The sequence below is a fragment of the Metapseudomonas otitidis genome, from assembly GCF_900111835.1.
Classification (GTDB): Bacteria; Pseudomonadota; Gammaproteobacteria; order Pseudomonadales; family Pseudomonadaceae; genus Metapseudomonas; species Metapseudomonas otitidis.
In genome coordinates, this window is record NZ_FOJP01000007.1 from 213,754 (window position 1) to 231,458 (window position 17,705).

Sequence of the window (17,705 nt, forward strand, 5' to 3'; positions counted from 1 at the left end):
GTCCTGCTGTCTGGAAGGGGGCGGCTCAGGCGCCGGGGTGTTCGGCGAGGTGGTGGTCCTTCAGCTTCACGTAGTTGGCGGCGCTGTAGGTGAAGAAGGCCTTTTCCTTGTCGGTCAGCGGGCGCGCCTGGCGCACCGGGCTGCCGACGTAGAGGTAGCCGGTGACCAGGCGCTTGCCCGGCGGCACCAGGCTGCCGGCGCCGAGCACCACGCCGTCCTCGATCACCGCGCCGTCCATCACGATGCAGCCCATGCCGATCAGCACCCGGCTGCCGATCCGGCACCCGTGGAGCAGGGCCTTGTGGCCGATGGTCACGTCGTCGCCGATCTCCAGCGGGAAGCCGTCGGGGTTGAACGGGCCGGCGTGGGTGATGTGCAGCACGCTGCCGTCCTGCACGCTGGTGCGGGCGCCGATGCGGATGCGGTGCATGTCGCCGCGGATGACCGCCAGCGGCCACACCGAGCTGTCCTCGCCCAGGTGCACGTCGCCGATCACCACGGCGGACGGATCGACGAAGACCCGCTCGCCCAGCTGGGGCGACAGGCCGCGGTAGGCTCTAATCGGGCTCATAGAAAGTCCTGTGGCTGTGGTGGAAGGCGATTGTAATTAAGATGCGGCCCACACGGTTCGGAGAACCCCTCTGGCACGTCGGTTTCCGGCTGTCGGAACACTATTTCTGCAAAGCTGTCAAGAATCTGGCATACTGGCTGGCCGCCTTTGGATAAGGAGAGTGTCATGTCCACCCTGCGTATCAGAGCTTCCGCACGTAAGGCTGAAGCCGAAGTGGCCCTGGAAACCCGTGCAACCCTCGATGATCAGGTCGCAGCATTCCTGCGCCAGGGAGGGGAGATCCAGAAGGTCGCCAAGGGGGTCAGCGGTTTACCACAGAACGGCGCCTGGTCCATGTCGCGGACCAGCAAGAAAAAGTGATTCGTCGAGGGGGCCTTGCGCCCCCTTCTTGTTTTTCCGAGCCTAGAACCCTTTTCCAAGACGCTACAGGTGAATGCCGTGAGTTCCAGCAATCCCCTCCTGCAAGATTTCGACCTGCCCCCCTATTCCGCCATCAAGCCCGAGCACGTCGAGCCCGCCGTCGACCAGATCCTGGCCGACAACCGCGCCGCCCTCGCTGCGCTGCTGGCCGGGCAGGACGGCACCCCCAGCTGGAAGGGCCTGGTGCTGGCGCTGGACGAACTGGGTGAGCGCCTGGGGCGTGCCTGGAGCCCGGTGAGCCACCTCAACGCCGTCTGCAACAGCGCCGAACTGCGCAATGCCTACGAGGCCTGCCTGCCCAAGCTGTCCGAATACTGGACCGAAATGGGCCAGAACCGCGCCCTGTTCCAGGCCTACGAGGCCCTGGCCGCCAGCCCCGAGGCCGCCGGCTTCGACGTGGCGCAGAAGACCATCCTCGAACACGCCCTGCGTGACTTCCGCCTCTCTGGCATCGACCTGCCCGCCGACAAGCAGCAGCGCTACGGCGAGATCCAGATGAAGCTCTCCGAGCTGGGCAGCCGCTTCTCCAACCAGCTATTGGACGCCACCCAGGCCTGGACCAAGCACGTCACCGACGAAGCCGCCCTCGCCGGCCTCACCGACTCGGCCAAGGCGCAGATGAAGCAGGCCGCCGAAGCCAAGGGCCTGGACGGCTGGCTGATCACCCTGGAATTCCCCAGCTACTACGCGGTGATGACCTACGCCGACGACCGTGCCCTGCGCGAAGAGGTCTACACCGCCTACGCCACCCGTGCCTCCGACCAGGGCCCCAATGCCGGCCAGAACGACAACGGCCCGGTGATGGCCGAGATCCTCGACCTGCGCCAGGAGCTGGCCCGCCTGCTGGGCTTCGCCCACTTCGCCGACCTGTCCCTGGCCACCAAGATGGCCGAGACCACCCCCCAGGTGCTCGGCTTCCTGCGGGACCTGGCCCAGCGCAGCAAGCCCTTCGCCGCCCGCGACCTGGACGAGCTCAAGGCTTTCGCCGCCGAGCGTGGCGTTGCCGACCTGAAGAGCTGGGACGTCGGCTACTTCAGCGAGAAGCTGCGCGAGCAGCGCTACAGCATTTCCCAGGAAACGCTGCGCGCCTACTTCCCCATCGACAAGGTGCTCACCGGCCTGTTCGCCATCGTGCAGAAGCTCTACGGCATCGAGATCCGCGAGCTCAGCGGCTTCGACACCTGGCACCCGGACGTGCGCCTGTTCGAGATCCGCGAGAACGGCGAGCACGTCGGCCGCTTCTTCTTCGACCTCTACGCCCGTGCCAACAAGCGCGGCGGCGCCTGGATGGACGGCGCCCGCGACAAGCGCCGCAACGCCCGTGGCGAACTGGTCGCCCCCGTGGCCAACCTGGTGTGCAACTTCACCCCGGCCGTCGGCGACAAGCCCGCGCTGCTGACCCACGACGAAGTCACCACCCTGTTCCACGAGTTCGGCCACGGCCTGCACCACCTGCTCACCCGCGTCGAGCACGCCGGCGCCTCCGGCATCAACGGCGTGGCCTGGGACGCCGTCGAGCTGCCCAGCCAGTTCATGGAGAACTGGTGCTGGGAGCCGGAAGGCCTGGCGCTGATCTCCGGCCACTACCAGAGCGGCGAACCCCTGCCCCAGGACCTGCTGGACAAGATGCTGGCGGCGAAGAACTTCCAGTCCGGCCTGATGATGGTTCGCCAGCTGGAGTTCTCCCTGTTCGACTTCGAACTGCATGCCACCCACGGCGACGGCCGCAGCGTGCTGGATGTGCTGGAAGCGGTGCGTGACGAAGTGGCAGTGATGCACCCACCGGCGTTCAACCGCTTCGCCAACAGCTTCGCGCACATCTTCGCCGGGGGTTACGCCGCCGGTTACTACAGCTACAAGTGGGCTGAAGTGCTCTCCGCCGATGCCTTCTCCAAGTTCGAGGAAGAAGGCGTGCTCAACCCGGCCACCGGCCGCGCCTTCCGCGACGCCATCCTCGCCCGGGGCGGTTCCCAGGCGCCCATGGTGCTGTTCGTCGACTTCCGTGGTCGCGAGCCCTCCATCGACGCCCTGCTGCGTCACAGCGGCCTCACGGAGGACGCGGCATGACCGCCACGCCGAAGCGCTTCATCGCCGGGGCCGTGTGCCCCGCCTGCAGCGAGATGGACAAGATCCAGATGTGGGACGAAGACGGCGTGCCGCACCGCCAGTGCGTCGGCTGCGGCTACGCCGACACCCTCAACGCCCAGGGCCAGTCGGTGCCCAAGGAGCTTGGCACCCGGGTCAACCAGGCCAAGCCCAAGCCGGCCGACCCCAAGGTGCAGAGCGTGCAGTTCTTCCCCAATCCCAAACTGAAGAAATCCAGCGAGTAGCGAAAAGGCCAAGGAGGGCGTCATGTGGCACCTGGTATGCGGTGACAGCGCGGCCGAAGGCGTCGGCATCGTCCTCGGCGATTCCGTGGCCCATGAGTGGCTGCGGGTGCTGCGTGACGACCTCGCCGTCGGCCCGCTGAAGGACATCGAGCAGCCGCCCTGCGCCCGCCGCGCCGCCTTCTGGCGGGCGGTCTGGCCGGAGGGTGTGCACCCGATGCCGGACTTCGAGCGTGACCTGGGAGCGGATGCACAGTGGCTCGCCGGGTTGGCCGATCAGGACCATGGGGTGACCGTCTGGCACGGCGACAGCGCCTCCGAGCAGTTGCTGCTGGCCCGCGTTGCAGCGGTGCTGGAGCACAGCGGCCTGCCGTTCTGGGAAGTGCCCTGCGGCAGCGGCGACAGCAGCGTCACCCACCGCCGCGCGGTGGCCATGCACACGCCGACCGACCTGGCCGAGCGCTACCTGCCGAGGCAGGTGGGGCCCGAGCGTCGCCATTACCTGGCGACCCAATGGCGCAGCGTGCTGGCCGAAGGTGCCGGCATCCGCCGTTGGCGGCAGGAGGTCTTCCATGGCGAGGACTTCAGCTTCATCGATGCCGATCTGCTGCAGCACTGCAGTTCCGACTGGCAGCCGCTGGCGCGGGTGATGGCCGACGTCATGGCCAGCTGCGATGGTTTCTTCGCCACCGACTTCTTCCTCTTCTGGCGGGCGCGGGAACTGGCCGCCCAGGGCCGGGTCGAGATCGGTGGTGAGCCGGCCGCCAACGGCTACGGCAACCTTCGGGTGCGTCGCCTGCCGGGCTGATTCCTGCGGCGCTCCTTCCCCCCTTCGCAGCGCACAGGAGGTGCCATGTACGGCCCCGACCCTCGCAACCCGCACCCCATGGCGGGCTTCCCCCAGGTCTGTTTCATCCGCAACACGGTGAGCAACCCGCAGATCGAGATCGGCGAATACACCTACTACGACGACCCGGAGGATTCGGAGCACTTCGAGCGCAACGTGCTCTACCTCTTCCCCTTCATCGGGGACCGCCTGGTGATCGGGCGCTTCTGCGCCATCGCGCGCGGGGTGAAGTTCATCATGAACGGCGCCAACCACAAGCTCTCCGGCTTCTCCACCTACCCCTTCCAGATCTTCGGCGGTGGCTGGGAACACCACATGCCCGACCTGTCGGAGTTCCCCAACAAGGGCGACACCCTGATCGGCAACGACGTGTGGATCGGCTACGAAGCGCTGATCATGCCCGGGGTGAAGATCGGCGACGGCGCCATCATCTCTTCGCGCTCGGTGGTGACCCGCGACGTGCCGCCCTACACCGTGGTCGGCGGCAACCCGGCCGAGCCGCTGAAGCAGCGCTTCCCCGACGCGGTGGTGGAGCGCCTGCTGGCCATCGCCTGGTGGGACTGGCCGGTGGAGAAGGTCAGCCGGCACCTGGCGGCGATCATGGCGGCCGACCTCGATGCCCTGGAGCGCTGCGCCTGCGAGGCGTGAGGCGAACTGCGTCACTTCCGCCGTGCTGTCGCCTTGCCCGGACGCGGGGCCGGGAGTAGTTTTCCCGGCTGTGCCGCCGCGCACAGGGAGCTGCAGCACGACGCAGCGACAGCGCAAGGAGATTCCCCCAGTGCCCACCTTCACCCGAAACAACAAGCCGGTCGTCGGCACCCTCGACCTCGTGGTTGGTAACACGTTGCGACTGAAGCTCAACGGCCTGGGGCCGGGCAAGAAGCACTACCGCATCAAGAGCGCCAACGCCTGTCTGGAAATCACCCAGAACGCTAACGACCGTCAGGCCGAGCAGACCCTTGCCATCAAGGCGCTGCGTGCATGCGAAGGGGTTCGGGTCGAGGCCTTTTCCGCCGTCGACGACCTGCCGTCCGGCATCCATGTGGTCATCAACGTTCTGGAAGCGCTCCAACTGCCCGATGGCAAGACCGACGAGGGCTGTCTCGCCCGCCTGCTGCTGGCCGAATCGGTGGTGCCGCCGAATGCCGCTGGCCTGGAGGAAGCGCTCTACTCCATGCAGCTGATGCGCCAGGTCATCGAGAACCGCATGGCATTTTCCGAGCCGAAGCACTTCGGCAAACCCGCCGGCAAGACCATGACGGCGTTCATCACCGCCAAGGACCCGCTGCAGTTCGAAGGGTTCGGCAACTACCCCGCCATCGGCTCCAAGCAGGTCAAGGTCGACGGCTACGTGAAACTGGCCAACGACGGCTCCGACCTGCGCTTCGCCTTCCTGCGGCAGCATGTGCAGAACGCTCTGGACGTTGCAGCGGGCAGAAGCGTGGCCAAACCCTACAAGCCAGCGCTCTACGCCTGGATGACGGCTGGCAACGATCCAGGCGGCTACTTCGTCAAGGCTCTCGATAAGGGCGGGCAAGTGTTCTTCAGCCTCCAGCAGGCTTTCATCGACAACCCCAACAACCCGGGTAAACCGAAGAAATGAACAGTTCACGCCTGGCGGGATGGCTTTCCAGCACACTGCTTTTCGTTGCGCTCGGCGCCTGCGCGGCTGGCGCCTTCGGGCCGTCGATCTATACCGACCAGGTGGCCCGCTTCGACATCAACGCGGACAAGGCCTTCGCCAACCCCGAGCAGGACATGCGCTACCTGCTGGTGCAGGCCCAGCGCAACGACCGGCCCAATCACTTCTGCGTGGTCGGCTACCAGTGGGCGGACGGCTCGCGCAGGGCGGCGGTGCACTGGCAGGAGGGCGAACGCATCGTCCTCTGGGGTGGCAAGTCCGGCTGGGGCGATGAGTTCAAGTACGCCGACTCCATGGCCATGGCCAATTCGGTGGACCTCAAGAACGGCTTGGTGGACACCGACGAGCAGCGCTTCGGCAGCAGCTTCCTGCAGCTGCGCGCCTCCGCCGAAGGCACGCTGGCCGACTGCAAGGCCCATGGCCGGCAGTACCTGATCGAGCCGTTCACGCCGCCGAGCGAGGACGAGTAGGGCTTTCCGACGAAAACCGTCTGGCGCATGGCGCTGTCTGAATATACTGTTCATGCATACAGTATTTTCGGAGCGCCCCGCCATGTCCGTCACCCTCCCGCCCCGTGGTCGGGGAACCGGCAGCAACCCCTACAACCGCTTCGCCCCGACCCTTTCGGTGGCCGAGGACGACGGCTGGTACCAGGAAGTACCGCCGACCCGCGCCACCGAGGTGCGCATCGAGACGGCCAAGAGCATCATCGCCCGCAACCAGTCGCCGGACCTGCCCTTCGACCGCTCCATCAACCCCTACCGTGGCTGCGAGCACGGCTGCATCTACTGTTACGCGCGGCCCAGCCACGCCTATTGGGACCTGTCGCCGGGCATCGACTTCGAGACCCGGCTGATCGCCAAGACCAACGCCGCCGCCCTGCTGGAGCAGCAGCTGAGCAAGCCCGGCTACCAGTGCGCGCCCATCGCCCTGGGGGCCAACACCGACCCCTACCAGCCCATCGAGCGCGAGCACCGCATCACCCGCCAGGTGCTGGAGGTGCTGCTGCGCTACCGCCATCCCCTGACCATCGTCACCAAGGGCTCGCTGCTGCTGCGCGACCTCGACCTGCTGACCCAGCTGGCCGAGCAGCGCCTGGTGAAGGTGATGATCAGCCTCACCACCCTCGACGACGAACTCAAGCGCATCCTCGAACCGCGCGCAGCGGCGCCCTCCGCGCGGCTGCGGGCGATTCGCGTGCTGCGCGAGAACCGCGTGCCGGTGGGCGTGCTGTGCTCGCCGATGATCCCGATGATCAACGACAGCGAACTGGAGAGCCTGCTGGAGGCGGCCCGCGATGCCGGCGCACGCAGCGCCTCCTACATGCTGGTGCGCCTGCCCCGGGAGGTGGCGCCGCTGTTCGAGGAATGGCTCCAGGCCCACTACCCGCAACGCGCGGCCCACGTGATGAGCATCATCCGCCAGTGCCGGGGCGGCGAGGTGTACGACAGCCGCTTCGGCAAGCGCTTCACCGGCGAAGGCGCCTTTGCCGCGCTGCTGGCCCAGCGCTTCGCCGTGGCCATGCGTCGCCTGGGGCTGGAGAAGCGCGGTGACGTGGCGCTGGACTGCTCGCGCTTCTGCCCGCCCGGCGGGCAGATGGCCCTGCTGTGAGCGATGGGATGAACGGCACGGGTTTTACGCGCCCGGTGTGTGACCGCAACGCGCCGAACGGTGTCCTGTAGGGGGTCGGATAAATCCGACCGTATCGGTAAAGTAATCCCACTTACCCCTACAGAGTCCAAGGCGAACGAGGTCGGCATGAGCGACGAGCACGATACCCCGCAACCCCAGGAAAGCGCCGAAGAAGCGCTGCGCAACATCGTCGAAGGTTTCCAGCGTTTCCGCGACCAGGTCTATCCGGAGCAGGAAGAGCTGTTCAAGCGCCTGGCCCATGAGCAGAAACCCCGCGCCATGTTCATCACCTGCGCCGACTCGCGCATCGTCCCGGAGCTGATCACCCAGAGCTCGCCGGGCGACCTGTTCGTCACCCGCAACGTCGGCAACGTGGTGCCGCCCTACGGCCAGATGAACGGCGGCGTCTCCACCGCCATCGAGTTCGCCGTCATGGCCCTCGGCGTGCACCACATCATCATCTGCGGCCACTCCGACTGCGGCGCGATGAAGGCGGTGCTCAACCCCGAGCAGCTGGAGCGCATGCCCACCGTCAAGGCCTGGCTACGCCACGCCGAAGTGGCCCGCACCGTGGTCGCCGAGAACTGCGGCTGCGCCAACCACGAGACCCTGGGCGTGCTGACCGAGGAGAACGTGGTGGCCCAGCTGGACCACCTGCGCACCCACCCCTCGGTGGCCGCACGCCTGGCCAGCGGGCAGCTGTTCATCCACGGCTGGGTCTACGACATCGAGACCGCCGCCATCCGCGCCTACGACGCCGAGAGCGGCCGTTTCCGCACCATCGGCGACGGCCCGCTGCCGATGGCCACGCCCCGCGCCCGCTACCTGTAAGCCCCCGGCGCCCCGGCTGCGGCCGGGGCCCTGCGGGTCTCCTCCCTCTTCCCGTCCCCGCTGTTCCCCCTCCGTTTCGCACCCTTCCCGGCGCGTTGCGCCCTTGGCCGACGCTGGCGGCGTGCCATCGTCCGCTCGTCTGTAAGCCGCGTGCCAGAGCGGTTTATTCAGGTTGAGTTAAGGCTCGTGCTTAAGGTCTGTAGGGGCTTCGACCGCCTAGTTGAAGCGCCATCCGCCAACCCGTGCGGAGCCCATCGGGCATGACGCCCATCCGACCTTCAGGAGGACCCATGAAACAGGACATTCACCGCATACGACCCGGGCAGTCTGCCGGCCTCGGCGGCCACCCCGCCGAGGCCACCTTCGCCGCGCTGGTGGACGGCTGCCGGCGCTTCCGCGAGCAGGTATTCCCCGAGCAGCGGGCGCTGTTCCAGCGCCTGGCCCGCAGCCAGGCACCGCGCACCCTGTTCATCACCTGCGCCGACTCCCGCGTCGCCCCCGAGCTGATCACCCAGAGCGCCCCCGGCGACCTGTTCGTCACCCGCAACGTCGGCAACCTGGTGCCGGCCTACGGGCAGATGAATGGCGGCGTCTCCACCGCCATCGAATACGCCGTGCTTGCCCTTGGCGTGCAGCACATCATCGTCTGCGGCCATTCGGACTGCGGCGCCATGAAGGCGGTGCTGGCCCCCGAGACCCTCGGCCCCATGCCCACCGTGCGCGCCTGGCTGCGCCATGCCGAGGTGGCCCGCAGCCTGGTGGAGCGCAACTGCACCTGCGCTGCCCACGACACCCTCGGTGTGCTCACCGAGGAGAACGTGGTGGCCCAACTGGACCACCTGCGCACCCACCCCGCCGTCGCCGCCCGCCTGGCGGCCGGCCAGCTGTTCATCCATGGCTGGGTCTACGACATCGAGACCGCAGCCATCCGCGCCTACGACGCCGAGACGGGCGGCTTCCGCCCGCTGGAGGAGGCCAGCGCGAGCATGGCCACCCCGCGTCCCCGCTACCTGGCGTCCTGACGCCCGCCCCTTGCCACGGCACCCGCTCGGCTGCCGTGCCCCTTGCTGCGCTCAGGAGAACTCGCCATGCGCCTTGCTGAACTCAAGAACACGTTGCCACGGGAGGCGCTCGCCTCGGTGGTGGTCTTCCTCGTCGCCCTGCCGCTGTGCATGGGCATCGCCATCGCCTCCGGCATGCCGCCGGCCAAGGGCCTGGTCACCGGCATCATCGGCGGCCTGGTGGTGGGCTGGCTGGCCGGCTCGCCGCTGCAGGTCAGCGGCCCGGCGGCCGGGCTCGCCGTGCTGGTCTTCGAACTGGTGCGCGAGCACGGCGTGGCCATGCTCGGGCCGATCCTGGTGTTGGCCGGCGCCCTGCAACTGCTGGCCGGCCGCTTGCGCCTGGGCTGCTGGTTCCGCGTCACCGCCCCGGCGGTGGTGCAGGGGATGCTGGCCGGCATCGGCATCCTCATCGTGTTGTCCCAGATCCACGTGATGTTCGACGCCAGCCCCCAGGCCTCCGGCCTGGACAACCTGCTGGCCTTCCCCGCCACGCTGCTGGAGGCGGCCCGCCAGTTCGGCCCCGGCGGCGACCTCGATGCCGCCCTGCTGGGGCTCGGCACCATCCTGGTGATGCTGGCCTGGGAACGCTGGCGGCCGGGCGCGCTGCGCTTCCTGCCCGGCGCGCTGGTCGGCGTCGGCCTGGCCACCCTGGCGGCCAGCGGGCTCGACCTGCAGGTGAACCGCGTGCAGGTGCCGGCCACCCTCGGCGAGGCCATCGACTGGCTGCAGCCGGCGGACCTGCTGCGCCTGGCCGATCCGCAGCTGCTGCTGGCGGCGCTGGTGCTGGCCTTCGTCGCCAGTGCCGAGACACTGCTCTCCGCCGCCGCCGTGGACCGCATGCACAGCGGCCCGCGCTCGGACCTGGACCGCGAGCTGTCGGCCCAGGGCGTCGGCAACCTGCTGTGCGGGGTGCTCGGCGCGCTGCCGATGACCGGGGTGATCGTGCGCAGCTCGGCCAACGTCCAGGCCGGCGCGCGGACCCGCCTCTCGGCGGTGCTGCACGGCGCCTGGCTGCTGGCCCTGGTGGCGCTGCTGCCGGGCCTGCTGCAGCAGATCCCCATCGCCAGCCTGGCCGGTGTGCTGGTCTACACGGGGATCAAGCTGGTGGACTTCAAGAGCCTGCGCGGCCTCGGCCGCTACGGGCGCGCACCGCTGGCGATCCATGCCGCCACGGCGCTGGGCATCGTCGCCTTCGACCTGCTCACCGGGGTGCTGATCGGCTTCGGTTTGACCCTGGCCAAGCTGGCCTGGAAGGCCTCGCGGCTGAAGATCGTCCTGGCGCCCATCGGCCCGAACGAGGCGGAGCTGCGCCTGGTGGGCGCAGCCACCTTCCTGCGGGTGCCGCAGCTGGCCGCGACCCTGGAGGGCGTGGCACCGAGCATGCGGCTGCATGTACCGCTGGACCGGCTCAGCTACATCGACCACGCCTGCATGGAGCTGCTGCAGGACTGGGGCCGCAACGCCGAGCGTCAGGGTGGCGAGCTGTGCATCGAGGCGCACGGGCTCAACCGGCGCCTGGAGGGGCGACGGCTGAGCCTGCGGGGGCGGACGGTCTGAGGGTCAGGCGGTGGCGCAGGGCGCCGGGTCCAGCTGCAGCTCGACGCCGAGCTGGCGCGACAGGCAGGGCCAGCGCTTCCACGCCGCCTCCACTTTCGGGTCGTGCAGCCGCGCGCGGTACTGCTGCACCGACTCGCGCTGGAACACGCCCGGGTCCAGCATGCCGTCCACCGCCAGGTGGACGGCCTCGTCCAGCTGGTTGGCGAAGGGCTCGCCGATGAGCTGGTGGGCGATCAGGTTGGCCACCGTGGTGTCCAGCGGGATCAGCGGCTCGCCCAGGTGGGCGATGTAGCGGTCGTTCACCTCCTCCACCAGGCGATGGGCCAGGTAGGCCTCGTCCAGCAGGCCGTCCAGCCCCTCGTGCCCGTGTACCACGCTGGGCGGCTGCAGGAAGAAGTGCTCGGCCACCTTCAACACCGGCTTCACCTCCGCCTCGATACCGGCTTCGGCCGCGACGCTGGCGGCGGCGTCGAGCACGTCCGGCACCTGGTCGATGTAGGCCGCGACGAAGCGCGAGAGCACCCCGTGGGCATCGTCGCCGGGCAGGCGGATGGCCGGGTGCAGGCGGGACAGCTGGGCATCGAGCAGGCGCGCCAGGTGGCCTTGGACGGCTTCCTGGGCGTGGGCCTGGCGGATCAGTTCGCGCAGGGCGAGGGTGTTCATGACTGCTCCTGATTCAGGACATGGGATGGGAAGAACAGACCTTAGCCTGCCGTGGCCGGCGGCTAAGACCGGATTGTCATAATCGCTTAACGCTTATGCATCCAAGCGATAACGGGTCCCATTTACTTTACCAGCGAAGCCACGTCCGGCGCGGTCTGCAGCGTTGGGAACGTTCCGCACAGGATAAATTTCCCCGCGAATTGCCAGGTCGGACCCCCTGTCTATACTCCGACCCGAAGGCGTTACCTGATGACACCCGACTGTGCACCACGTGCTAGAGGTCGGCCGTTAAAGTCAGCCGTATTGACGACCGTCCCCCAGCCGCTGGCCCAGCCGGCGGGAAGAACAAGAACGATAAGGGGAACCCGCAATGATGCGACATCCGCGTGCCTGGATGGGATTCCTGCTGTGGTTGACGTTGACCCCGGTCCAGGCGGCCTGGACGGTCAACATGACGCCCGGCGCCACTGAAGTCAGCCAGACCGTTTTCGACCTGCACATGACGATCTTCTGGATCTGCGTCGTGATCGGCGTGGTCGTCTTCGGCGTGATGTTCTGGTCGATGCTCGTCCACCGGCGCTCCACCGGCCAGGAACCGTCCCACTTCCACGAAAGCACCACGGTGGAGATCCTCTGGACCGTCGTGCCCTTCGTGATCCTGGTGGCGATGGCGGTGCCGGCCACCCGCACCCTGATCAACATCTACGACACCTCCGAGTCGGAGCTGGACATCCAGATCACCGGCTACCAGTGGAAGTGGAACTACAAGTACCTGGGCCAGGACGTGGAGTTCTTCAGCAACCTGGCCACGCCCACCGACCAGATCCACAACAAGGCCGAGAAGGGTGAGCACTACCTCTTGGAGGTGGACGAGCCGCTGGTGATCCCGGTGGGCACCAAGGTGCGCTTCCTGATCACCGCCGCCGACGTGATCCACTCCTGGTGGGTGCCGGCGCTGGCGGTCAAGCGCGACGCCATCCCCGGCTTCGTCAACGAGGCCTGGACCCGCATCGAGAAGCCCGGCCTCTACCGCGGCCAGTGTGCCGAGCTGTGCGGCAAGGACCACGGCTTCATGCCCATCGTGGTCGAGGCCAAGTCCCGCGAGGACTTCGCCAAGTGGCTCGACGAGCGCAAGGCCGAGGTGGCCAAGGTCAAGGAACTGACCGAGAAGGACTGGACCCTCGACGAACTGGTGGCCCGTGGCGACAAGGTCTACCACACCACCTGCGCCGCCTGTCACCAGCCCGAAGGGCAAGGCATGCCGCCCATGTTCCCGGCGCTCAAGGGCTCGAAGATCGCCACCGGGCCGAAGGAAGGCCACCTCGACATCGTCTTCCACGGCAAGCCCGGCACCGCTATGGCCGCCTTCGGCAAGCAGCTGTCGGAGGTCGACATCGCCGCCGTGATCACCTACGAGCGCAATGCCTGGGGCAACGCCAAGGGCGACATGGTCACGCCCAAGGAAGTCCTGGCCCTCAAACAAGCCGAGGAGAAATGACATGAGTGCAGTGATCGATCCGGACCACACTGGTCACGATCATGCCGGGCATGATCACCACCACGGCCCGGCCAAGGGCCTGATGCGCTGGGTGCTCACCACCAACCACAAGGACATCGGCACCATGTACCTGTGGTTCGCCTTCACCATGTTCCTGGTGGGTGGCTCCATGGCCATGGTGATCCGCGCCGAGCTGTTCCAGCCCGGCCTGCAGATCGTCGAGCCGGCCTTCTTCAACCAGATGACCACCATGCACGGCCTGATCATGGTCTTCGGCGCGGTGATGCCGGCCTTCGTCGGCCTGGCCAACTGGATGATCCCGCTGATGATCGGCGCGCCGGACATGGCCCTGCCGCGCATGAACAACTTCAGCTTCTGGCTGCTGCCGGCGGCCTTCGGCCTGCTCATCAGCACCCTGTTCAGCGCCGGCGGCGGGCCCAACTTCGGCTGGACCTTCTACGCCCCGCTGTCCACCACCTACGCGCCGGAGAGCGTCACCTTCTTCATCTTCGCCATCCACCTGATGGGCATCAGCTCGATCATGGGGGCGATCAACGTGATCGCCACCATCCTCAACCTGCGTGCCCCGGGCATGACCCTGATGAAGATGCCGCTGTTCGTCTGGACCTGGCTGATCACCGCCTTCCTGCTGATCGCGGTGATGCCGGTGCTGGCCGGCTGCGTGACCATGATGCTGATGGACATCCACTTCGGCACCAGCTTCTTCAACGCGGCAGGGGGTGGCGACCCGGTGCTGTTCCAGCACGTGTTCTGGTTCTTCGGCCACCCCGAGGTGTACATCATGATCCTGCCCGCCTTCGGCGCGGTCAGCTCGATCATCCCGGCCTTCGCCCGCAAGCCGCTGTTCGGCTACACCTCGATGGTCTACGCCACCGCCTCCATCGCCTTCCTCTCCTTCATCGTCTGGGCGCACCACATGTTCGTGGTGGGCATCCCGCTCACCGGCGAGCTGTTCTTCATGTACGCCACCATGCTGATCGCCGTGCCCACCGGGGTGAAGGTGTTCAACTGGGCCACCACCATGTGGCAGGGCTCGATGACCTTCGAGACACCCATGCTGTTCGCCGTGGCCTTCGTCATCCTCTTCACCATCGGCGGCTTCTCCGGGCTGATGCTGGCCATCGCCCCGGCGGACTTCCAGTACCACGACACCTACTTCGTGGTGGCCCACTTCCACTACGTGCTGGTGCCCGGCGCCATCTTCGGCATCTTCGCCTCGGCCTACTACTGGCTGCCCAAGTGGACCGGCCACATGTACGACGAGACCCTCGGCAAGCTGCATTTCTGGATGAGCTTCATCGGCATGAACCTCGCCTTCTTCCCCATGCACTTCGTGGGGCTGGCCGGCATGCCCCGGCGCATCCCGGACTACAACCTGCAGTTCGCCGACTTCAACATGGTGTCCTCCATCGGCGCCTTCACCTTCGGCGCCACCCAGCTGCTGTTCCTGTTCATCGTCATCAAGTGCATCCGTGGCGGCAAACCCGCCCCGGCCAAGCCCTGGGACGGTGCCGAGGGCCTGGAATGGAGCGTGCCCTCGCCGGCGCCCTACCACACCTTCAGCACCCCGCCCGAGGTGAAGTGACATGGACGGCGAGCTGGGAACCCGCCGCCTGATCCTGCGCCTGCTGGTGCTGGTGGTGGCGATGTTCGGCTTCGGTTTCGCCCTGGTGCCGATCTACGACGTCATGTGCGTCGCCTTCGGCATCAACGGCAAGACCAACGCCAGCGCCTACGAAGGCAGCCAGGTGCAGGACGCCCAGCGCCAGGTGCGGGTGCAGTTCCTCGCCACCAACGCGGCGGACATGACCTGGGAGTTCCGCTCCAAGGCGGACGACCTGGTGGTGCACCCGGGGGCCAGCAACGAAATGCTGTTCATCGCCCACAACACCACCGACAAGCCCATGACCGCCCAGGCGATCCCCAGCATCTCGCCGTCCAAGGCCGCCGCCTATTTCCACAAGACCGAGTGCTTCTGCTTCACCCAACAGGTGCTGCAGCCGGGCGAACGCATCGAGATGCCGGTGCGCTTCATCGTCGACCGCGACCTGCCGGCGGACGTGCACCACCTGACCCTCGCCTACACGCTGTTCGACATCACCGCCCGCAAGCCGCCAGTCGCCAAGAACTGAGGCGCGCAAGGAGAACGACACGATGGCTAGCCACGAGCAGTACTACGTCCCCGCCCAGAGCAAGTGGCCGATCATCGCCACCCTGGGCATGCTCATCACCGTCTACGGACTGGGCACCTGGTTCAACGACCTCAAGGCCGCGCGGCCCGAGTCCAACGGCCCGCTGATCTTCTTCATCGGCGCCCTGTGCCTGGCCTACATGCTGTTCGGCTGGTTCGGCGCGGTGATCAAGGAAAGCCGCGGCGGGCTCTACAGCCCACAGATGGACCGCTCGTTCCGCTGGGGCATGAGCTGGTTCATCTTCTCCGAGGTGATGTTCTTCGCCGCCTTCTTCGGCGCCCTGTTCTACATCCGCATGTGGTCCGGCCCCTGGCTCGGCGGCGAGGGCGCCAAGGGCGTGGCCAACATGCTCTGGCCGAACTTCCAGTACACCTGGCCGCTGCTGAACACCCCCGATCCCAAGCTGTTCCCCGGACCCAAGGCGGTGATCGACCCGTGGCACCTGCCGCTGATCAACACCATCCTGCTAGTGTCCTCCAGCTTCACCGTCACCTTCGCCCACCACGCGCTGAAGAAGAACAACCGCAAGCTGCTGAAGATCTGGCTGGCCCTGACCATCCTGCTCGGCGCCAGCTTCCTCGCCCTGCAGGCCGAGGAATATGTGCACGCCTACCACGAGCTGGGCCTGACCCTCGGTTCCGGCATCTACGGCGCCACCTTCTTCATGCTCACCGGCTTCCACGGCGCCCACGTGACCATGGGCACCCTGATCCTCACCGTGATGCTGGTGCGCATCCTGCGCGGCCACTTCGATGCCGAGCACCACTTCGGCTTCGAGGCCGCCAGCTGGTACTGGCACTTCGTGGATGTGGTCTGGGTGGGGCTGTTCATCTTCGTCTACGTGCTCTGAACCGCACGCAGGCATTACCAGGTGGCGTGGGACACCAGCTGGCCGCTGTAGAAGCCCCAGGCCACCAGCGCCAGGATCGACGCGGCCAGCACCACACGGAGGGTCAGGGCGTTCACCAGGCGGGGGCCCTTGCCGGCGTCCTTGACCAGGAAGAACAGCCCGCTGAACAGGCTGGCCACCATGGCCAGCAGCAACACCAGGATGAGCGCCTTGAGCATGGGGCGACTCCGTCGACAGAAGGGGGACGTCGTGCAGTATAGCCAGCCCTACCCGGGCACCCGGCGACCCCGGGCCCGGCGCTTCCGACCCGGCTGGGGCCCCACCCTGGCGGTGCTCCTGTTGCTGCCGCTGCTGGTCGGCCTGGGCCTCTGGCAGCTCGGCCGCGCCGAGGAGAAGCGCCAGCTGCTGGCCGGCTACGAAGCCCGCCGGCAGGCCGACCCGGTGAGCGTGCTGGACCTGGAGCGCCAGCCCGACCCCGCCTTCATGCGGGTGCGCCTGCAGGGCCGCTTCGACGCCCAGCACAGCCTCCTGCTGGACAACCGCATCCGCAACGGCCGCCCCGGCGTCGAACTGCTGCAACCCTTCTACGACCCCGCCAGCGGGCTCTGGGTGCTGGTCAACCGGGGCTGGCTGCCCTGGCCCGACCGCCGCACCCCGCCGACCTTCGACACCCCCGCCGCCGCCCAGGTGCTCGATGCCTGGGCCTACGTCCCGCCCGGTGCCAGCCTCGAACTGCGCCACGTGGAGAGCCGCGACTGGCCGCAGCTGATCAACCAGGTGGACGCCACCGCGCTCTGGCAGCGCCTCGGCCGTGGCGGCCTGCCCCTGGAACTGCGTCTGGAGCCCGGCAGCGCCGCCTACGACACCGACTGGCCGGTGGTGGCCATGGGCCCCGAACGCCACCTGGGCTACGCCGTGCAATGGTTCGCCATGGCCGTCGCCCTCTGCGCCCTGTACCTCTACCTCGGCATCCGCCAAGCACGGGAGCTTCCTGATGACGCCCGCCCTCGCTCTGCCTGAACGCCCGCGCCGCGCCCGTGGGCGCCTGCAACTGCTGCTGATCCTCGCCGTGGTGATCGGCCCCATGGTGCTGGCCTCGGCCATGTACCACCTGCGCTTCTGGGTGCCTGACGGGCGCAGCTACCACGGCACGCTGATCGGCAACGGCCAGCAGCGCGAAGACCTCGGCGTGCAGGGCGCCGCCGCCCCCGAGCGCTGGCAGTTGCTGGTGACCGCCCCGGCCGGCTGCGCCGCCGACTGCCAGCAGCTGGTCTACCTCGCCCGGCAGATCAACATCGGCCTGGGCCGCGAAGCCAATCGCGCCGACCACGCCCTGGCCCTGAGTGGCAGCCTCGACGAAGCCTTCCGCCAGACCCTGGAGCGCGACTACCCGCGCCTGGCCCGCTACGGCCTGGACCCGTCCATCTACAGAAAGGCCAGCGGCGGCAGCGTCCCGCAGCTGTGGATCGTCGACCCCCACGGCAACCTGGTGCTGCGCTACGACGGCCAGGTACCCGGCAAGCGCGTGCTCGACGACCTGCGCCACCTGCTGAAGCTGTCCAACATCGGCTGACCCGGCCCGCAGGAGACTGC

The 17,705-nt window shown here is 67.6% G+C and carries 20 protein-coding genes; 17 read left to right on the forward strand and 3 right to left on the reverse strand.

Annotation, left to right across the window (positions count from 1 at the left end):
- Window positions 1–25: 25 nt before the first annotated feature.
- Window positions 26–571: a gamma carbonic anhydrase family protein gene (locus tag BM198_RS10895; RefSeq protein WP_074969901.1), complete on the reverse strand. Its 546-nt coding sequence runs from the start codon at window positions 569–571 to the stop codon at window positions 26–28.
- Between the two features lie 165 nt (window positions 572–736).
- Between BM198_RS10895 and BM198_RS10900 the strand changes: the two genes are divergently transcribed.
- The 11 genes from BM198_RS10900 to BM198_RS10950 all read left to right on the forward strand — a co-directional run bounded on the left by BM198_RS10900 (window position 737) and on the right by BM198_RS10950 (window position 10,888).
- Complete coding sequence (locus BM198_RS10900) at window positions 737–931, forward strand: hypothetical protein (RefSeq protein ID WP_044410186.1); 195 nt, start codon at window positions 737–739, stop codon at window positions 929–931.
- 78 nt (window positions 932–1,009) lie between these two features.
- Window positions 1,010–3,058, forward strand: coding sequence for an oligopeptidase A (gene prlC / locus BM198_RS10905; RefSeq protein WP_074970002.1), 2,049 nt, complete (start codon window positions 1,010–1,012; stop codon window positions 3,056–3,058).
- Window positions 3,055–3,321, forward strand: a complete 267-nt coding sequence (locus tag BM198_RS10910) for a YheV family putative zinc ribbon protein (RefSeq protein ID WP_044410189.1) — start codon at window positions 3,055–3,057, stop codon at window positions 3,319–3,321. The genes prlC and BM198_RS10910 overlap by 4 nt, the downstream gene beginning before the upstream one ends.
- A 22-nt stretch (window positions 3,322–3,343) precedes the next feature.
- Window positions 3,344–4,126: a DUF1835 domain-containing protein gene (locus BM198_RS10915; protein WP_074969903.1), complete on the forward strand. Its 783-nt coding sequence runs from the start codon at window positions 3,344–3,346 to the stop codon at window positions 4,124–4,126.
- A 45-nt stretch (window positions 4,127–4,171) separates the two neighbouring features.
- Window positions 4,172–4,813, forward strand: coding sequence for a Vat family streptogramin A O-acetyltransferase (locus BM198_RS10920; protein WP_074969905.1), 642 nt, complete (start codon window positions 4,172–4,174; stop codon window positions 4,811–4,813).
- A 130-nt stretch (window positions 4,814–4,943) separates the two neighbouring features.
- On the forward strand, window positions 4,944–5,768 hold the full coding sequence (locus tag BM198_RS10925; RefSeq protein ID WP_074969907.1) for a hypothetical protein: 825 nt from the start codon (window positions 4,944–4,946) through the stop codon (window positions 5,766–5,768).
- Complete coding sequence (locus BM198_RS10930; RefSeq protein WP_074969909.1) at window positions 5,765–6,277, forward strand: hypothetical protein; 513 nt, start codon at window positions 5,765–5,767, stop codon at window positions 6,275–6,277. The genes BM198_RS10925 and BM198_RS10930 overlap by 4 nt, the downstream gene beginning before the upstream one ends.
- Window positions 6,278–6,359: 82 nt before the next feature.
- Window positions 6,360–7,418, forward strand: coding sequence for a PA0069 family radical SAM protein (locus tag BM198_RS10935; RefSeq protein ID WP_044410199.1), 1,059 nt, complete (start codon window positions 6,360–6,362; stop codon window positions 7,416–7,418).
- A gap of 147 nt (window positions 7,419–7,565) precedes the next feature.
- Window positions 7,566–8,270 (forward strand): carbonic anhydrase, encoded by a 705-nt coding sequence (locus BM198_RS10940; protein WP_044410202.1) that lies wholly within the window; start codon window positions 7,566–7,568, stop codon window positions 8,268–8,270.
- A gap of 290 nt (window positions 8,271–8,560) precedes the next feature.
- Window positions 8,561–9,292, forward strand: coding sequence for a carbonic anhydrase (locus BM198_RS10945; RefSeq protein ID WP_083422368.1), 732 nt, complete (start codon window positions 8,561–8,563; stop codon window positions 9,290–9,292).
- A gap of 66 nt (window positions 9,293–9,358) precedes the next feature.
- Window positions 9,359–10,888 (forward strand): SulP family inorganic anion transporter, encoded by a 1,530-nt coding sequence (locus BM198_RS10950; RefSeq protein ID WP_074969911.1) that lies wholly within the window; start codon window positions 9,359–9,361, stop codon window positions 10,886–10,888.
- 3 nt (window positions 10,889–10,891) lie between these two features.
- Here the strand turns inward: BM198_RS10950 and BM198_RS10955 are convergent, their stop codons facing one another.
- Window positions 10,892–11,551, reverse strand: coding sequence for a hypothetical protein (locus tag BM198_RS10955; protein ID WP_074969913.1), 660 nt, complete (start codon window positions 11,549–11,551; stop codon window positions 10,892–10,894).
- A gap of 370 nt (window positions 11,552–11,921) precedes the next feature.
- On the opposite strand from BM198_RS10955, the gene coxB reads away from it, so the two are divergent.
- From coxB to BM198_RS10975, 4 genes are read left to right on the forward strand one after another with little or no spacing between them, the layout of a single operon-like run.
- Window positions 11,922–13,049 (forward strand): cytochrome c oxidase subunit II, encoded by a 1,128-nt coding sequence (coxB, locus tag BM198_RS10960; protein WP_074969915.1) that lies wholly within the window; start codon window positions 11,922–11,924, stop codon window positions 13,047–13,049.
- 1 nt (window position 13,050) lies between these two features.
- Window positions 13,051–14,655: a cytochrome c oxidase subunit I gene (gene ctaD, locus BM198_RS10965; protein ID WP_074969917.1), complete on the forward strand. Its 1,605-nt coding sequence runs from the start codon at window positions 13,051–13,053 to the stop codon at window positions 14,653–14,655.
- A 1-nt stretch (window position 14,656) separates the two neighbouring features.
- Window positions 14,657–15,202, forward strand: a complete 546-nt coding sequence (locus BM198_RS10970; protein ID WP_044410214.1) for a cytochrome c oxidase assembly protein — start codon at window positions 14,657–14,659, stop codon at window positions 15,200–15,202.
- 22 nt (window positions 15,203–15,224) lie between these two features.
- The gene (locus BM198_RS10975) at window positions 15,225–16,112 is read left to right on the forward strand and encodes a cytochrome c oxidase subunit 3 (protein WP_044410217.1); all 888 of its coding nucleotides are present in this window, start codon (window positions 15,225–15,227) and stop codon (window positions 16,110–16,112) included.
- A gap of 14 nt (window positions 16,113–16,126) precedes the next feature.
- Here BM198_RS10975 and BM198_RS10980 read toward each other — a convergent pair whose 3' ends face one another.
- The gene (locus BM198_RS10980; RefSeq protein ID WP_044410219.1) at window positions 16,127–16,330 is read right to left on the reverse strand and encodes a twin transmembrane helix small protein; all 204 of its coding nucleotides are present in this window, start codon (window positions 16,328–16,330) and stop codon (window positions 16,127–16,129) included.
- A 31-nt stretch (window positions 16,331–16,361) separates the two neighbouring features.
- Between BM198_RS10980 and BM198_RS10985 the strand changes: the two genes are divergently transcribed.
- Window positions 16,362–17,132: an SURF1 family protein gene (locus tag BM198_RS10985; protein WP_074969919.1), complete on the forward strand. Its 771-nt coding sequence runs from the start codon at window positions 16,362–16,364 to the stop codon at window positions 17,130–17,132.
- Window positions 17,107–17,685 (forward strand): hypothetical protein, encoded by a 579-nt coding sequence (locus tag BM198_RS10990; RefSeq protein ID WP_074969921.1) that lies wholly within the window; start codon window positions 17,107–17,109, stop codon window positions 17,683–17,685. The genes BM198_RS10985 and BM198_RS10990 overlap by 26 nt, the downstream gene beginning before the upstream one ends.
- Window positions 17,686–17,705 lie beyond the last annotated feature (20 nt).

Coding starts and splice junctions, on each gene's coding strand:
- ctaD (WP_074969917.1), top strand. CDS start 13,051: ATGAGTGCAGTGATCGATCCGGACCACACTGGTCACGATCATGCCGGG.
- BM198_RS10945 (WP_083422368.1), top strand. CDS start 8,561: ATGAAACAGGACATTCACCGCATACGACCCGGGCAGTCTGCCGGCCTC.
- BM198_RS10940 (WP_044410202.1), top strand. CDS start 7,566: ATGAGCGACGAGCACGATACCCCGCAACCCCAGGAAAGCGCCGAAGAA.
- BM198_RS10895 (WP_074969901.1), bottom strand. CDS start 571: ATGAGCCCGATTAGAGCCTACCGCGGCCTGTCGCCCCAGCTGGGCGAG.
- BM198_RS10920 (WP_074969905.1), top strand. CDS start 4,172: ATGTACGGCCCCGACCCTCGCAACCCGCACCCCATGGCGGGCTTCCCC.
- BM198_RS10950 (WP_074969911.1), top strand. CDS start 9,359: ATGCGCCTTGCTGAACTCAAGAACACGTTGCCACGGGAGGCGCTCGCC.
- BM198_RS10970 (WP_044410214.1), top strand. CDS start 14,657: ATGGACGGCGAGCTGGGAACCCGCCGCCTGATCCTGCGCCTGCTGGTG.
- BM198_RS10990 (WP_074969921.1), top strand. CDS start 17,107: ATGACGCCCGCCCTCGCTCTGCCTGAACGCCCGCGCCGCGCCCGTGGG.
- BM198_RS10935 (WP_044410199.1), top strand. CDS start 6,360: ATGTCCGTCACCCTCCCGCCCCGTGGTCGGGGAACCGGCAGCAACCCC.
- BM198_RS10910 (WP_044410189.1), top strand. CDS start 3,055: ATGACCGCCACGCCGAAGCGCTTCATCGCCGGGGCCGTGTGCCCCGCC.
- BM198_RS10975 (WP_044410217.1), top strand. CDS start 15,225: ATGGCTAGCCACGAGCAGTACTACGTCCCCGCCCAGAGCAAGTGGCCG.
- coxB (WP_074969915.1), top strand. CDS start 11,922: ATGATGCGACATCCGCGTGCCTGGATGGGATTCCTGCTGTGGTTGACG.
- BM198_RS10900 (WP_044410186.1), top strand. CDS start 737: ATGTCCACCCTGCGTATCAGAGCTTCCGCACGTAAGGCTGAAGCCGAA.
- BM198_RS10930 (WP_074969909.1), top strand. CDS start 5,765: ATGAACAGTTCACGCCTGGCGGGATGGCTTTCCAGCACACTGCTTTTC.
- BM198_RS10915 (WP_074969903.1), top strand. CDS start 3,344: ATGTGGCACCTGGTATGCGGTGACAGCGCGGCCGAAGGCGTCGGCATC.
- BM198_RS10980 (WP_044410219.1), bottom strand. CDS start 16,330: ATGCTCAAGGCGCTCATCCTGGTGTTGCTGCTGGCCATGGTGGCCAGC.
- BM198_RS10955 (WP_074969913.1), bottom strand. CDS start 11,551: ATGAACACCCTCGCCCTGCGCGAACTGATCCGCCAGGCCCACGCCCAG.